The sequence below is a fragment of the Streptomyces sp. ISL-98 genome (assembly GCF_018614055.1).
Classification (GTDB): domain Bacteria; phylum Actinomycetota; class Actinomycetes; order Streptomycetales; family Streptomycetaceae; genus Streptomyces; species Streptomyces spiramyceticus.
In genome coordinates, this window is sequence record NZ_JAGGPB010000034.1 from 194,279 (window position 1) to 208,691 (window position 14,413).

General features: G+C 70.9%; 15 protein-coding genes. 8 read left to right on the forward strand and 7 right to left on the reverse strand.

Translation table 11 applies throughout. The annotated features are described in order from the left end of the window. Positions 1-48: 48 nt before the first annotated feature. Positions 49-774, reverse strand: coding sequence for a peptidyl-tRNA hydrolase (locus tag J7I98_RS22985; RefSeq protein WP_308377897.1), 726 nt, complete (start codon positions 772-774; stop codon positions 49-51). 106 nt (positions 775-880) lie between these two features. On the opposite strand from J7I98_RS22985, the gene J7I98_RS22990 reads away from it, so the two are divergent. From J7I98_RS22990 to J7I98_RS23010, 5 genes are read left to right on the forward strand one after another with little or no spacing between them, the layout of a single operon-like run. Next, positions 881-1,558, forward strand: coding sequence for an AIM24 family protein (locus J7I98_RS22990; RefSeq protein WP_214924370.1), 678 nt, complete (start codon positions 881-883; stop codon positions 1,556-1,558). Further along, complete coding sequence (locus J7I98_RS22995; protein ID WP_214925157.1) at positions 1,555-2,460, forward strand: ATP-binding cassette domain-containing protein; 906 nt, start codon at positions 1,555-1,557, stop codon at positions 2,458-2,460. The genes J7I98_RS22990 and J7I98_RS22995 overlap by 4 nt, the downstream gene beginning before the upstream one ends. Continuing rightward, a complete protein-coding gene (locus J7I98_RS23000) occupies positions 2,457-3,125 on the forward strand; it encodes an ABC transporter (RefSeq protein WP_214924373.1) in 669 nt (222 codons plus the stop codon). Before J7I98_RS22995 ends, J7I98_RS23000 begins: the two co-directional genes overlap by 4 nt. Positions 3,126-3,139: 14 nt before the next feature. After that, positions 3,140-3,277, forward strand: coding sequence for a hypothetical protein (locus J7I98_RS23005; RefSeq protein ID WP_214924376.1), 138 nt, complete (start codon positions 3,140-3,142; stop codon positions 3,275-3,277). A 44-nt stretch (positions 3,278-3,321) separates the two neighbouring features. Beyond that, complete coding sequence (locus J7I98_RS23010) at positions 3,322-3,855, forward strand: GNAT family N-acetyltransferase (protein WP_308377898.1); 534 nt, start codon at positions 3,322-3,324, stop codon at positions 3,853-3,855. Here the strand turns inward: J7I98_RS23010 and J7I98_RS23015 are convergent. From J7I98_RS23015 to J7I98_RS23040, 6 genes are read right to left on the reverse strand one after another with little or no spacing between them, the layout of a single operon-like run. Continuing rightward, positions 3,842-4,732, reverse strand: coding sequence for a polysaccharide deacetylase family protein (locus tag J7I98_RS23015; RefSeq protein WP_308377899.1), 891 nt, complete (start codon positions 4,730-4,732; stop codon positions 3,842-3,844). The genes J7I98_RS23010 and J7I98_RS23015 overlap by 14 nt on opposite strands. Before the next feature lie 28 nt (positions 4,733-4,760). Beyond that, positions 4,761-6,158, reverse strand: a complete 1,398-nt coding sequence (locus J7I98_RS23020; RefSeq protein WP_214924379.1) for an MATE family efflux transporter — start codon at positions 6,156-6,158, stop codon at positions 4,761-4,763. Positions 6,159-6,163: 5 nt separating this feature from the next. Beyond that, on the reverse strand, positions 6,164-7,192 hold the full coding sequence (locus J7I98_RS23025; RefSeq protein ID WP_214924382.1) for a cysteine synthase family protein: 1,029 nt from the start codon (positions 7,190-7,192) through the stop codon (positions 6,164-6,166). Between the two features lie 20 nt (positions 7,193-7,212). Next, positions 7,213-8,604 (reverse strand): Y4yA family PLP-dependent enzyme, encoded by a 1,392-nt coding sequence (locus J7I98_RS23030; protein WP_374225165.1) that lies wholly within the window; start codon positions 8,602-8,604, stop codon positions 7,213-7,215. After that, a complete protein-coding gene (locus J7I98_RS23035; protein WP_214924387.1) occupies positions 8,595-9,623 on the reverse strand; it encodes an ornithine cyclodeaminase family protein in 1,029 nt (342 codons plus the stop codon). The genes J7I98_RS23030 and J7I98_RS23035 overlap by 10 nt, the downstream gene beginning before the upstream one ends. 28 nt (positions 9,624-9,651) lie before the next feature. Continuing rightward, on the reverse strand, positions 9,652-10,683 hold the full coding sequence (locus J7I98_RS23040) for a TauD/TfdA family dioxygenase (protein WP_214924402.1): 1,032 nt from the start codon (positions 10,681-10,683) through the stop codon (positions 9,652-9,654). A gap of 242 nt (positions 10,684-10,925) precedes the next feature. Here J7I98_RS23040 and J7I98_RS23045 point away from each other — a divergent pair, with 242 nt between their 5' ends. The 3 genes from J7I98_RS23045 to J7I98_RS23055 are packed head-to-tail and all read left to right on the forward strand — an operon-like array spanning position 10,926 to position 14,370. Then, a complete protein-coding gene (locus J7I98_RS23045) occupies positions 10,926-12,470 on the forward strand; it encodes an ABC transporter substrate-binding protein (RefSeq protein WP_214924405.1) in 1,545 nt (514 codons plus the stop codon). Further along, entirely contained in the window at positions 12,455-13,495 is a 1,041-nt protein-coding gene (locus tag J7I98_RS23050; protein ID WP_214924419.1) for an ABC transporter permease, read from the forward strand. The genes J7I98_RS23045 and J7I98_RS23050 overlap by 16 nt, the downstream gene beginning before the upstream one ends. Further along, positions 13,492-14,370: an ABC transporter permease gene (locus J7I98_RS23055; protein WP_214924422.1), complete on the forward strand. Its 879-nt coding sequence runs from the start codon at positions 13,492-13,494 to the stop codon at positions 14,368-14,370. Before J7I98_RS23050 ends, J7I98_RS23055 begins: the two co-directional genes overlap by 4 nt. Positions 14,371-14,413: the final 43 nt, after the last annotated feature.

The following is a 14,413-nucleotide window of genomic DNA, read 5'->3' on the forward strand; positions in this document are numbered from 1 at the left end:
ACGTGTGACGCAGACCATGCGTTCAATGGGGCTTGGGAGAAGCCTGATTCAGGAGCGACGCGAGAGGCGGCGCAGCGCCGGGTGGTCCGCGACCACCGTGCACGAACCGGGCGCGATCTCCGTGAACCCCGCGTCCCGCACGACCGGCAGCCCGCTGGTGGTGAGCTCCTGCCACCGGCCTGCGTCGGGCGTCCGTACGGACAGCGGGAAGCCCGCGTCCTGCCACGCCTTCCGCTCCACCTCCGACAGCTCCCACCAGGCAAGTTGAGCCCCGTGGCCCGCCTGCGCCATCGCCTTTCCCGCCGACATGTCGAGCTCCGGACTCAGCCACATGACGGGGCCGGGCGGCGCGGCAGGCGGCGGCTCCGGGTCGTCCAGGTCCGTGCCCGACACCTGGAGTTTCGCCAGCTCCTTCGGCCATCCGTCCAGGGGTACGGGCGGGAAGACCCGCACTTCGGCGGCTTCTCCCGTGACGGTGATGCCGGGGAGGGCCGACGCCTTGCGCCACTCCGCGCCGCGCGCCCGCCGCACCACCTTGCGGATCCGGGCGTCCTGCCAGTCCCGTACGGCCTCGGCCCACTCGCCCGCGCCGAGCGACCGCTCGTCGGCGAGCATCACCAGCACCGCGCGGGCCGCCGTCTCCAAGGCCTCCGTACGGGCCGGAGGTTCGGCCTTCTCGATGTGGACGACGAGGGGGAGCACGTACTGCGGGGCCTCGTCGCGGGCCGTCTGCTCGTGCCGGAAAGGACTGTCGGGGGTGTCATGGGTGCTCACGCCCCAAGTCTGCCGCAGCCGTGAGACTCCTCGCCGAGGCTTCCCGCCGAGGCTTCTCGGCCGGGCGTCTTGGCGGAATGAATCGCTCCGGGCGAGGATGATCCGCATGAAGAGCGATCTTTTTGCCTCAGAGAACATGGCGGAGCAAGCCACCGTCCCCGGGATGACCCTCCAGAACGCCAAGGCGGTCAAGTACGCCGTCAACGGCGAAATGCACGCGCGGCAGGGCTCGATGATCGCCTTCCGCGGCAATCTTCAGTTCGAGCGCAAGGGCCAGGGCATAGGCGGCATGCTCAAGCGCGCCGTCACCGGCGAAGGCCTGGCGCTCATGGCCGTGCGCGGCCAGGGCGAGGCGTGGTTCGCGCACGAGGCGAACAACTGCTTCATCGTCGACATAGAGCAGGGCGACGCGCTCACCATCAACGGCCGCAACGTGCTGTGCTTCGACCCGACCCTCTCGTACGAGATCAAGACGGTGAAGGGCGCCGGCATGACCGGCGGCGGGCTCTTCAACAGCGTCTTCACCGGTTACGGCAAGCTCGCCGTGATCTGCGAGGGCAACCCCATAGTGATCCCCGTGAGCCAGCAGTGGCCGGTGTACGTCGACACCGACGCGGTGGTGGGCTGGAGCGCCCAGCTCAACACGTCGCTGCACCGCTCGCAGTCGGTCGGTTCCATGATCCGCGGCGGCTCGGGCGAGGCGGTCCAGCTGATGCTCCAGGGCGACGGCTTCGTGATCGTGCGGCCGAGCGAGCTCAAGACCGAGAAGGCGTCGGCGAGCTGAGACTCATAGGGGTGGGCCGCCGGTACGGCATCGGCGGCCCGTGGATTCTGCGCGGAGTCGACCTCGACCTGCCCGGGCAGGGACGCGGCCGGGCCCTGGTCCGGATCGAGGGCGCCAACGGCAGCGGCAAGTCGACGCTGCTGCGGCTGCTGGCCGGCATCGACGCGCCGACGGCCGGGCAGGTGCTGGAGCGCCCGCGCACGGCGTACGTCCCCGAACGCTTTCCGGCGGCGCTGCCCTTCACCGCGGCCGGGTATCTCGTTCACCTCGGGCGGATCCACGGGCTGCGGGGGTCCGTGGCGCGGGCCCGGGCGGAGGAGTGGCTGGAACGGTTCGGGGCGGCGGGGTATGCCCGTACCCCGCTGTCCGCGCTGTCCAAGGGCACCAGCCAGAAGGTGGCGGTGGCCCAGGCGCTCGTCGCCGAACCGGAGTTGCTGGTGCTGGACGAGGCGTGGACCGGCCTCGACGCGGCGGCCCGCGAGGAGCTCGACCGGGCCGTGGCCGAACGGGTCGCCGACGGCGCGACGGTGGTCTTCGTCGACCATGACGCGCGGAGGCTCGCGGAGGCGGTGGATGTGGTCCACCGGGTCGAGGGCGGCCGCCTTGTACGCGGGCGGGTCTCCGACTCGGCCGCGCCCGGCCCGCTGGTACGGATCGACGCGGTGGGGCCGGCCGGGGCGGCGCTGCCGGTCGGGTTGCCCGGCTCCCCGGACTGCGAGCCCGGGCCGGACGGCGGCGTACGGCTGACGGTGTCGGCGGCGCACTCGGACGCGGTGCTGCGGGCCCTGCTGGGGGCGAGGCCGGGGTGGCATGTGAGTGCGGTTTCCCCGGCCCCGGCCCGTCATGGGAGGGGCGGCAGCCCCGCGCTTGCGCCGCTGGTGGGGAAGGGACAGGGGGAATGAGTGCCTTGCTGCGGTATCAGGTGGCTCTGCTGCTCCGGTCACAGCGGTGGCCGGCGCCCGTCCTGCTGTACGCGATCTTCCTGTTCGTCAGCGTGCAGGCGGGGCAGCCCGTGCTGGACTCGCTGGGGTACGGGGCTGCCGCGCTGCTGCCGGTCGCGGCGTGGTTCGTTCGTATCTGCGCCACCAACGAGCCGTCCGCCGCCCGCAATTGCGCCGCCGCCGCGACCACCCCGGCCCGCGTCCACCTCGCGTGCCTGCTCGCCGCCCTGGGCTGTGCCGTCGCGCTCGGTACGGTCGGCACCACTGTGATCACGCTGATCAGCAAGGCCGCCAGCAGCGACAACCGGGTCGCCGTTCCGCTGGGCCCGGCCGCCCTCGCCGGGCTGCTCGCCGTACTGGCCTGCGCCCTGGTCGGGAGCGCCGTCGGTGCGCTGTGCACCTGGCCCCTGCTGCGCAGACCCGGCTGGTCGGTTCCGGCCACCGCGCTCGGCGCACTGCTGACGCTGGTGGTCGGCGGATCACCGGCGCAGGCGGCCGTATCCGGGCTGGTCACGGGATCGCACGCCGGGGTGGTGCACACGCCGGTGTTGCCACTCGCCGCTGCCGCCGTGGTCGCGGGCGTGGTGGTGGCGATGGTCTGTGCGCTCAGCTCGCGGCGTGGCTGAGTAGGCTCGTACGCATGGATGAGGAGAGTCCGCCGTACGCCGAGTGCGTGCTGTGCCGCAAGCCGACCGAGTACCCGGAGACGGTCAAGGGCGTCGTGTACTGCCCTGTCTGCGAGTGGCAGGAGGCGCAGCGCCTGGCCTGTTCCGGCTGAAACCCGGTGGACACCTCTCCCGGCGCTCGACGATCATCCGCAGCGTGAAAAACGTGAGCTTCACCGAGCTGAACGGCGCGGTCATGACCGCCCTCCTGGACGGCGACCTGGCCCGCGCCAGTGCCGAGGCAGGGGTCGGCCTGACCGACTACTTCCTGGCCGACAAGGCACTGTGGCTGTGGCGCTACCGGCTCGGTCAGATGGCCGACAACCCCGCCGCGGCGCACTGGTGCGGGCGCCTCGCGGTGTGCGGGCCCGACGGCGCGGTCGTCGGGCACGGCGGCTTCCACGGCCCGCCCGACGACGCGGGCATGGTCGAGGTCGGCTACTCCGTGGACCCGGCCTTCCGCCGCCGGGGATACGCCAGAGCCACCCTCACCGAACTGCTGCGCAGGGCCGCCGCCGACCCGGACGTCACCACCGTGCGGGCCTCGATCAGCCCCGACAATGCCGCCTCCCTCGCCACGATCGCCGGCTTCGGCTTCACGGAGGTGGGCGAGCTGTGGGACGAGGAGGACGGGATCGAGACGCTGTTCGAGGTGCCTGTACGGCAGGCCGTACGCCCTAGCGCTGCATGAGGCCGGAGACCTTCACGAACCGGTAGCCGCGCTTGCGCAGCTCCGGCACGATTCGCCGGACCGCCCGGTCGGTGACCGGGGCCGCGCTGCGCGTGCAGTGCATGACCACCACCGAGCCCGGCCGTACGCCCTCCAGTACCTGCTCGGCGACCGCGTCCCCGTCGGACGCGAACGCGTCGCCGCTGACGACGTCCCACTGGACCGCCGTCACTTTTGCCGGGGCCAGTGCGCGCAGGGCCCGGTCGTCGTAACAGCCGCCGGGGAAGCGGAAGTACGGGACGATGTGCCGCGCGCCCGCCTTGCGGAAGGCGGCGAACGCGCGGTCCACGTCGGTGCGCATCTGCTCCGCGCCGACCGTCGGGAGTCCGTAGCAGGGGGACTTGAAGGCGTGGTGGCTGTACGAGTGGTTGGCGATCTCGAAGAGCGGGTCCCGTCCGATCGAGCGCGTCTGGTCCGGGTACTCCTCCGCCCAGCGGCCCGTCATGAACACCGTCGACGGGACCTTGAGCCTGCGCAGTGATGCGATGAGCCCCGGGTTGTCGAAGCGTTCGCCGCCCGCTGCCCGGGGGCCCTGGGCGGCGGTCATGTCGGCGTCGAAGGTGAGCGCGACGGTCTTGTCCGTGGTGTTCCGGGCCCGCTCGAAGACCGGGGTGAGGCCTCCGGGGCCGGGCGCGAGCATCGGCGGCGCCGACTGCTTGGGCCCGGCCTCACGCGCGGCGGACGGGGCGGGGGCGGGAGCCACCGCCGCCGAGGGCACGGGTGATGCCGATGCGGGCGCGGCGCTCTTGCGCGGGGTGTTGTCGGTGCCGGCGCCGCACCCCGCGAGTGCCGCGCCCAGGGCCGCCGCCGCGATCAGCCTTCGTACGAAAATGTTCACTTACGGAAAGTAGCTGATCATGGTGGCGCTACGCGGGTGCCGCCTCGCGCGGGGCGGCCGACCGGGTGGCAAGAGAAGCGGAATAGCGGCGCAGGAGCAGCACGGCGGTGGTGGCCAGGCCGGTCAGCAGCCCGAGCCAGATGCCCAGGGTGTCGAGGCCCAGGGGACGGGCGAGGAGCCACGCGGCGGGGAGTCCGACGGCCCAGTAGCCGATCAGGGTGATGCGGAAACCGCTCTTCGTGTCGTCGAGGCCGCGCAGCAGACCGACTCCGATGTTCTGCGCGCAGTCGAAGAACTGGAGGAAGACGGTGACGACGAGCAGCTGGGTGGCGATGGCGAGCGCCTGGCCGGAGCCGGGTCCCGAGTCGAGGAACGGGCGCAGGACGAGCTCGGGCAGCGCGAGGTAGGCGACGCCGACGACCGCCATCACGGCCGCGGCGCACGCGAGCGCGGTGTTCTTGATGCGGCGTGCGTCGTCGGTGCGGCCGAGCGCGAGTTCGCGGCTGACGTTGATGGAGGCGGCGTGCGAGAGACCGACCGCGACCTGGAAGACGATGTAGACGAGCTGGTTGACGGCGGTGTGCGCGGCGAGGGCGGCGGGTCCGAAGGATCCGGCCATCAGCGCGGTGATGGAGAAGAAGCCCGCTTCCGAGCCGTACGTCGCCGCGATCGGCACCCCGAGGGCGATGAGCCGCTTGACGGTCGCCGGGTCGGCCTTGGCGGCGTTCAGGGTGAGCAGGGGCGCCAGTTCGCTGTCCCTCTTCGCCGAGACGTACAGGGCGATGAAGGACAGGAAGTAGACGGTGGAGGTGGCGACGCCGATACCGGTCAGGCCCAGCCGTGGCAGCCCCCAAGTTCCGTGGATCAGAACCCAGTTCAGGCCCGCGTTGACGGCGACGGACGCGATGGTTATCTGAAGCAGAGCCTGCGGGCGCCGCATGCCCACGGTGAACTGGCGGATCGCCTGGAACCAGAGGCAGGGCAGCAGGCCGGGCGCCAGGGCCAGCAGCATGGTCCGGGTGCGTTCGACCACGGCGGCGTCCTGGCCGAGCCAGGTCAGGGTCTGGCCGATGAGGACCATGAGGACGGCCCCGGCGATGCCGGCCAGCGTCGCCACGGCCATGCTCGCCCGGACGATGCCGCGGACCTCTTCGTGATCCCCTTCCGCCTCCGTTCCCGCCTTCTCCGTGCGGGCGGCAGCCGCGGCTATCTGGTTGCCGACGGAAGTCACCAGGCCGACGCCCATCGTGCGCAGCTGGTTGAAGATGACGATGGCCAGGCCGCCTGCGGCCAGTTCCTGGGTGCCGAGGAGGCCCATCATCACCGTGTCGGTGGTGGTCAGGGCGACCTGGGCGAGTTGGGTGAGGACGAGCGGTACGGCGAGGGTGGCCAGCGCGCGGCTGTCGCGGAGAAGGGTCGTCAGCATGAGGGTTATCGGTTCCTGCGGAGTTTGGTGAGGAGCTCTTCGATCTCGCGTTCCGCTTCGGGATCGAGGAGGTCGCGGGCTTGCATCCAGGCGTCGTTGAACACGGTGTCCATGTACTTCTCGCCGCCGTCGTTCACCAGCGCGACCATAGTGGTGCCGGGCGGGAGGGTGGGCAGGCGGGTCAGCGCCTCGTGGACGACGCCGCCGGCGGAGCCGCCGATGAGCAGGCCCGTACGGGCGACGGCGCGGCAGGTCGCGAACGCTTCGACGTCGCCGACCTTCACGCCTTCGTCGATGAGGTCGAAGTCGACGAGGGCGCCGATCTCGGCTCCCTCCGGTGTGCCGGTGCCCGACTGGTAGTAGTCGTGGGCCGGCCCGCCGAACGCGATCGACCCCTTCGGCTCGACTCCGACGGTGCTGAAGCCGGGTATCAGCCCCCGCAGTTCGCGGGCGGTGCCGCACAGCGCTCCGCCGGTGCCGACCGCGCCGATGAGGACGTCGAGCCGGCCGTCGAGGGCCTCGTTGAGCTCGTGGGCGACGGGGAAGTAGCCGACGCCGTTGCTGGGGTTGTTGTGCTGCTCGGTGAAGATGGTGTTGTCCTCGCCGCGTGCCATCTCCTCGGCGAGTTCCTCCCGGGCGGCGGTGGCGAGCTCTTCGGTGCCGTCGTCGACGACGTACACGAGCTCGGTTCCCAGGGCCTTCATGCCGCGCAGCTTGTCGGCGCAGGCGTGGTGGTCCACCACGGCCGTGAAGGTGTAGCCGCGTTCGGCGGCGATCACGGCGAGGCCGAGGCCGGTGTTGCCGGACGTGGACTCGATGATCCGGCCGCCGGGCCGCAGTTCGCCGCGGTCTTCGGCATCGGTGACCATCTGCCGGGCCATGCGGATTTTCGCTGTGCCGGTCGGGTTGAACATCTCCAGCTTCAGCAGCAGGCGGCTGCCGGTTTCGGTCGTGGCCAGTTCCAGCAGGGGGGTGTAACCGATGAGGTCGGACACGCGGGTGACCACGGCGGGTCGCTGAAGGGCTCCGGGCATCGTGGGGCTCCAGGGTGGGGTCAGGTGAAGTGGCGGTCGAGTCGCCAGCGCGGCCGCGGGCGTTCGGTGTGGTCGACGACGACCTTGGGCGGGAGGGCCAGGTCGTGGAAGGGGGATTCGTTGGAGTCCATCTGGTAGCCGGCCGTGTTGGGGTAGACCAGCAGGTCACCGGTGCGTGGCCGCCTGGGGAAGGGGATCTTCCGCCAGGTGAGTATGTCCGATTCCAGGCAGGTCGCCGCCCCGACACTGGCGGGATACGTGCCCGCCGGGGCGTCGGCGTCCCGCGAGAGCAGGTACGGGTCGGGCAGGTACTCGCTGTTGAACCACTGCTCGGACAGGCTCAGGCTGGTGCCGTCCACGGTGAGGAGCTGATAGCCCTCCCGGTCCTTGACACCCTGGATCCGGAACACGGTCGCGCCCGCCCGGTCGAGCAGCGCGCGGCCGGGCTCCATCAGCAACTCGACGCCCGAGTCCTTCAACAGCTCGGCGACACTCTGGCCGTGCCCCTCCGGCCGGGCCGCCAGGAGGGCCCGCAGGGCGTCCGCCCCGGCGGCCGGCGAGTGGTACGGGTAGAAGTCGCCGCTGCTGAACGACTTGCCCGCGTGGTAGTGACCGCTGTTCTGCTCGCCGAGGAAGGTCTGCCAGCTGTTGGCGTCGGTGTAACTGACCGGCAGGCCGCCGCCGATGCTGATCCGGCAGGCCTCCAGACCCAGGACGCGGGCCTTGAGGCACAGGTCGACCAGCCGGGCGGCGAGGTCGGCGCGAGGCTGGACTGCGTACCCGGACAGGTGGAAGCTGAACCCTTCCATGCGTACGGCGTCGCCTGCCTGCACGCAGCGGTCCATGGCGGTGGCCAGCTCGGCGTCGTTCATGCCGAAGCGGCTGTGCGGCTGGTCCGGCGGCAGGCACCGCAGGAGCAGCCGGGCGGGCCGCACGGTGCCGTTCAGCACGGTCGTGACGACGGCGTCGAGTTCGTCGAGCGCGTCCACGGCGATCAGCGCGCCCTGCCGCACCGCGAGGCGCAGCAGGTCGTGGCCCTTGGCCGGGCCCGTGACGACGAGGTTCTCGCCGCGTACGCCGTGGCCGAGGGCCTCGCGCAGCTCACCCACGGACGCGACGTCGACGCCCGCCCCGAGGGCCGCGCACTGTTCGATCCAGACGGCGGCCTTGTTGGCCTTCTTCGCGAAGTACACGAAGCCGTCCACACCCGCGTCCGTAAGGGCTGCCCGCATCGCATCGAGGTTGTCCCGGAAGGCGTCGGGCAGCAGGAAGTGGAAAGGCCCGCCCAGGGCGTACGAAAGTTCCTCGATCAGCCCACTGCCCAGCACCGCTTCGGTCGCGGGGTCGGGCAGGGCGGGCAGAGTCGGGAGAGTCGGCCGGGGCGGCCGGCCGGGGGCTCCGCTCACTGCCACAGCGGCACCTCGGTGCCCAGGCCCTGGGCGAGGGCGAGTTGGGCGAAGCGGTGGCCGAGGGCGATGTCGGTGACGACGAGGCCGCTGTTGTACGCGAAGATCCGCTCCTCGGCGGAGCGCCGCCCGACGGCCGCGCCACCGATCACGGGCGGGAACTCGGTGTCGACAGCGGGAAGTTTGCCGTCGGCGTCGGCCATGTCCGTGCCCGTGACGTTCATCTGCGCCTCGCTCGTGGCGATGACGCGGTCGGCCCGGTGGAGCGTCGAGGGGGCGAGGCCGTGGCCGACGAGGATGGACAGCGCGCCGGGCTTCAGCCACTCCGCCTCCACGGCGGCCTCTGTGTGCCCGCCCGCAGTCGCGACGATGACGTCGGCGTCCGCGGCGGCGGCCCGCAGATCGGTGACGATCTCCACGTCACGGTCCGGGAAGTGCGTCCTCAACTGCTCACGTACGGCGGTGATTCCCTCGGGATGGGTACCGGACAGCATCAGCCGGTCCAGGTCCGGGAGGGTGGTGAGCAGGAACGGAAGCGCGAGACGGCCCTGGGTCCCGGTGCCGATGACCAGGGCGCTGCGAGCTCCGGGGGCCGCGCATTCGCGGGCCAGCAGCGCGGAGACGGCCGGGGTGCGCAGGGAGCCGATACGGGAGCAGTCCATCATCGCCACGGGGAGACCGGTGACGTCGTCGTAGAGCGTGAGCGACGTGTAGTAGTGCTGCTCCTCACGGCCCTTGTCCAGGCCGTGCTTGTACGACGTCTTGATCGCGACGACGTTGCGGGTACCGTCCCGGCCCAGCATCGCGTAGGAAACGGAGTGCCCGTCCTGGGGCTTGACGGTCAGTTTGCGGGGGTTGTCGGACTGCCCGGCGTGGAGGGTGCGGTAGGCGCCTTCCACGGTGGCGACGACATCGGGCAGGGATATGTCGATCCCGGCGAGGTCCGAGGTCGAAAGGATCCGCAGATGCTTGTCGTCGCCGCCGGATATGAGGGGGTTGGCGGTGTCGGTCGATATGTCGCTCATGGTGTTCCTCCGGTCCGGGTGCGGATGCTCAGGCGGCGTGGCCGGCTGCGTGCTCAGTGTCGAGCTCAGTGGCGTGCGCTTCGAGGGCGGCCTGACCGTAGCCGTGCTCTGCGGCTTCGGCCAGAGGACGACTGAGCCGCCCGGGGACGCGGACCGATGCCCGCTTCAGCCACCGGTCGGTCCCGTCGTACCGGGCCTGGAACGGCACCCGGCCGTGTACGACCAGGTCGTTGTCGACGACGAGCACCTCACCCGGATCGAGGCTCACCGCGACCGACACGCGGGCGAGTTCGGCCTCCAGGCGCCCGTACGCGGCCCGGTACGCCTCGTCCGCTTCCTCCACCGGCGTGTACGCCGGGTCGAAGCGCAGCGTCATGCCGTTCTCGGACTTGAAGAGGGCGGGCACCGCGGGGGGCGCTTCGTCGGCGTAACTCTGTGCGGCCTCGTAGGCGTCGTCGGGGAGGATCGGCAGCGCGGGCCGCGTCAGGATGTCGATGTCCTCGTCCGTGAGGCGGACTTTGCGGATGCTCGCGGCGGTGGTGGCGATGTGGTCGTGATTGCGCATGCAACCGAGCATCAGCAGGTGCGCGCGGCCCGGGTGGAAGGCGTCCTCGGTGTGGGGGCTGAGGAGCACCGCGCTGCTGGCGCCGGTCTGCTGGCTCTCGTGGCCCGGCGAGGGAACGATGTTGTGGACGAACCGGCCGTCCTGCTGGCCCTCCCACGCGATGGGGTTGCCCATCACGGTGGCCAGCAGAAGCAGTTGGATATCATGAACGGCGCCGCTGTCCCCGGCAGTTGCCCAACTGGTGGGCGTACTGCCGACAGCTTTGTCGTCGACTTCGAGGCCGCGCAGGACGAAGAGGCCGTCGTCGGTGTCGACGGGGCGGCAGTGGTGGCGGAGGGTGTCGCTGAATCCGTCGGCCGTCTCCGCGACTCGTCGCAGAAGTTCGGCCGATGTGGCGGACGTTCCGAATTCGGCAAGTATTTTCTCTGCGGCCTGGCGGAGTTCACCCACGGTGTGGGCGTCGAGCTGGCGGACAGGTGCGGCTGCCGTGCTCATGGCGAAGAAGTTCCATTTCGTCGTCCGACATGGGGAGTTGTTCATGGACGCTAGCATTAAACTTAGGTAAGGCAAACCTTACTCGCCAGTCAATTTGGCTGGACCTGATGGAGCGTCAGCTCAAGTGCTTCGATCTGCGCGTGGCGGAGTCGTGTGCGGGGTTGCGGAAATGGTTGTCATTAGGGTAGGCAAACCTAAGCACATCAAAGTTGCTCCGAAGTGGATCGAGGACGTACGTGGACATGAACAGGCGTCAAGTGCTGTGGGCCGGCGGAGCGATAGGCATGACGGCGCTCCTAGCCGCCTGCTCCGGAACCGACGACACCTCCTCGAAGTCCGCCGGTGAGGGCGCCAAGCCCAAGAAGGGGGGCACCCTCAGAGTCGGCGCCCTCGGCCGCGCCTCGGCCATCACCCGCGACCCGCACGGCACTCAGGCCAACGAGAGCGACTACCTCGTCATCTCGCTCGTCCACGACACGCTCACCACCCCGGGCGCGAAGACCAACACCGCCCCGCGCCTGGCGTCCAGTTGGAAGGCCTCGGACGACCTCAAGACCTGGCGGTTCACCATCGCCAAGGGTGCGAAGTTCCACGACGGCACCCCCGTCACCGCCGAGGACGTGGTCTGGTCGCTGCGCCGGCTGCGCGGCACCCCCTCCGGCGCCTCCCGCCTGCCCGGCATCAAGGCCGACAACATCAAGGCCGAGGGGACCGACACCGTCGTCCTGGTCTCCGACTACGCCAATGCCGAACTGCCCCTGCTCACCCGCCTGACCACCTTCGTGCTCAAGAAGGGCACCAAGGACAAGGAGATCGGGAAGGCCCCCGGCACCGGCCCGTTCAAGCTGGAGTGGTTCCGCTCCGGCAACGCCCGGCTCGTACGCAACGAGGACTGGCACGGCGGCGAGGTCCTCCTCGACGCCATCGAGGTCAAGATCTTCGAATCCCCGCAGGCCATGTCCAATGCCCTCCTCGCCGGGCAGATCGACGTCGCCTCCAACGTCGGCGCGGTGGCGGCCCGTACGGCCGAGAAGCGCAAGGACATCCAGATCGTCCGCCGCCCCAACGACATGGCCATGCCCATCGTCATGCGCACCGCCGACGGCCCCTTCGCGGACCCGAAGGTGCGCGAGGCGCTGCAGCTCGCCGTCGACCGCAAGGCCATGGTCAAGCAGGTCCTGTCCGGATACGGAACCGTCGCCAACGACATCCTCGGCACCGGTGACCCCGCCTACGCCAAGGACATCCCGCAGCGCACCCGCGACCTGGCCAAGGCCAAGTCGCTGCTGAAGGAAGCGGGCTTCGACACCTCCAAGACGTACAAGCTGCTGACCACCGAGGACATTTCGGGACTGGCCGAGTCCGCGACGCTCTTCGCCACCCAGGTCCGCGAGGCCGGCGTGAAGATCGAGGTGGTCAAGCAGGAGTCCGCCACCTTCTGGGACAAGACCTGGCTCAAGGCCGACCTCTACACCACGTACTGGGGCACGAACGACTCCGTCGTCTTCTTCGCCAGCAAGACGATGGTCTCCGAGTCCGCCACGAACGAGGCGGGCTGGAAAAACAAGGCCTTTGACGCGGCGTACCGCAAGACCATCGGCACCAAGGACGCGGCCGCGCGCGCCAAGCTGCTGCGTGAGCTCCAGCAGATCGAACACGACGAGTCCGGCTACCTGTTCTGGGGCATCGCCGAAGGCATCGACCTGGCCGCCGCCCCCGTGCGGGGCCTGCCCACCCTGCCCGGCTACGGACGCGTGCAGCTCGAGCGGGCATGGCTGGCCCGCTGAGCAGTACGGCGAAACAGCCCGCGCCCGCGCCGGGCGGAGGGGTGCCTCAGGCAGCCCTCCGCCCGGCCGGGTCCGCGATGTCCGGCGCCCGCCGGCTGGGCGGCCTTCTCGCCCTGCTGGCCCGCCGGGCGCTGCTGCTCGCCGTGCTGCTCGCCGCGGTCTTCGCCGCCGTCGAACTGCTTCCCGGCGACGCGGCCACCGCCACATCGGAACGCGGCGAAAGCGCCGCCGATCTCGCCCAGCGGCGCGAACTCCTCGGCCTCGACCGCCCCGTCCTCGCCCGCTTCACCGACTGGATGACCGCGTTGCCCGCAGGCGACCTCGGCACCTCCGCCCGCGGCGAGCCGGTCGCCGACCTGCTGTCCCGCCCGTTCCCCAACACCCTGCTCCTCGGCGGACTCGCCCTGCTGGTCACGCTCGCGCTCTCGCTCGCCCTCGGCTGCTGGGCGGCGCTCAAGCCGGGCGGCAGGACCGACCGGGCCGTGTCCGCGACCGCCACCGGCATCCTCGCGCTGCCCGAATTCGTCGTCGCGGTCGCCCTGGTCCTCGTCTTCGCGCTGTGGACCGACTGGCTCCCCGCCGTCACCCTCACCGACGCCGAAGGCGCACCCGCCTCCTGGCGGATGCTCATCCTGCCCGTCATCGCCCTGGCGATCCCGCAGATCGGCTGGAACACCCGCATCGTGCGCGCCGCACTCGCCGACGAGGCCAAAGCCCCGCACGTCGAGAGCGCCGTCGTCGACGGACTGCCGCGCCACCGGGTCTTCATCCACCACCTGCTGCCCGGGGCGATGCCGACCATCGCGGCGGGCATCGCCACATCGACCGGCATGCTGCTCGGCGGCGCCGTCGTGGTGGAGACCATTTTCAACTACCCGGGCATCGGCTCGGTGCTGGCCGGAGCCGTCACCGACCGGGACAGTCCGGTGATCGCCGGCGTCGTCGCCGTCACCGGGGCCGTCATCACCGGCGTACTTCTGCTCGCCGATTTCGTACGGGCCTGGGCTTCCGGAGGCCGCACATGAATACGGACCTGACCACGCAGACGTCCGCCGCGCCCACCCCGAAGAAGCAGACCGTACGCCGCGTCGCCCTCCGCCGAGGCGTCGTCCTGCGCACCCTTCCCGCGCTGGTGCTCATCGCCCTCGCCGTCGCCGGCCCGTGGCTCGCCCCGCACGTCATCGACGCCCCGGTCACCGCTCCGTACGCCGAACCGGGCGGCGGGGCCCCGCTCGGCGGCGACCAGCTCGGCCGCGACGTACTCAGCCGGCTCCTCGCCGGCGGCCGTGAACTCATCGTCACCTCCCTCTTCGTGGCCGTCCTGGTCACCGCCGCGGCAGCCCTGCTCGGCGCGGTCGGCGCTCTGCGTCCGGCCGTCGGGCGGATCGTCGAACGGTCCGCCGACGTCCTCATGCTGCTGCCCGCCGTCCTCGGCATCCTCCTCGTCGCCCTGTCCTGGCCGGGCGGCGGCCGGCTCGCCGTGATCGCCGCCGCGGTCGTCATGGGCGTGCCGTACGCCGTACGGCTGGTAGCCGGCGCGGCGGCGCCCGTCGCGGCCTCCGGCTACATCGAAGCCGCGGCGGTCGGCGGCGAACGGCTGTGGCATCTCGTCGTACGCGAGGTCCTGCCCAACCTGCGCGCCACCCTGCTCGCACTCTTCGGGCTGCGCTTCGTCGCCGCCGTCTACGTCGTCGCCACCGCGGGCTTCCTCCAGGTCGGCCCCCAACCACCTGCCGCCGACTGGGCGTTGATGATCCGTGAGAACTCGGGCGGCATCGTCCTCAACCCATGGGCCGTGCTGGCCCCCAGCATCGCCATCGGCCTCCTCGCCATGAGCGTCAACCTGGCGGCATCGGCACTCGTCCCCACGACCGGCCGGAAAGCGGTGACCGCGCTGTGAACCACATGCCCCAGTGCTGTGTCCTTCCGGGGGGCAACCCCCG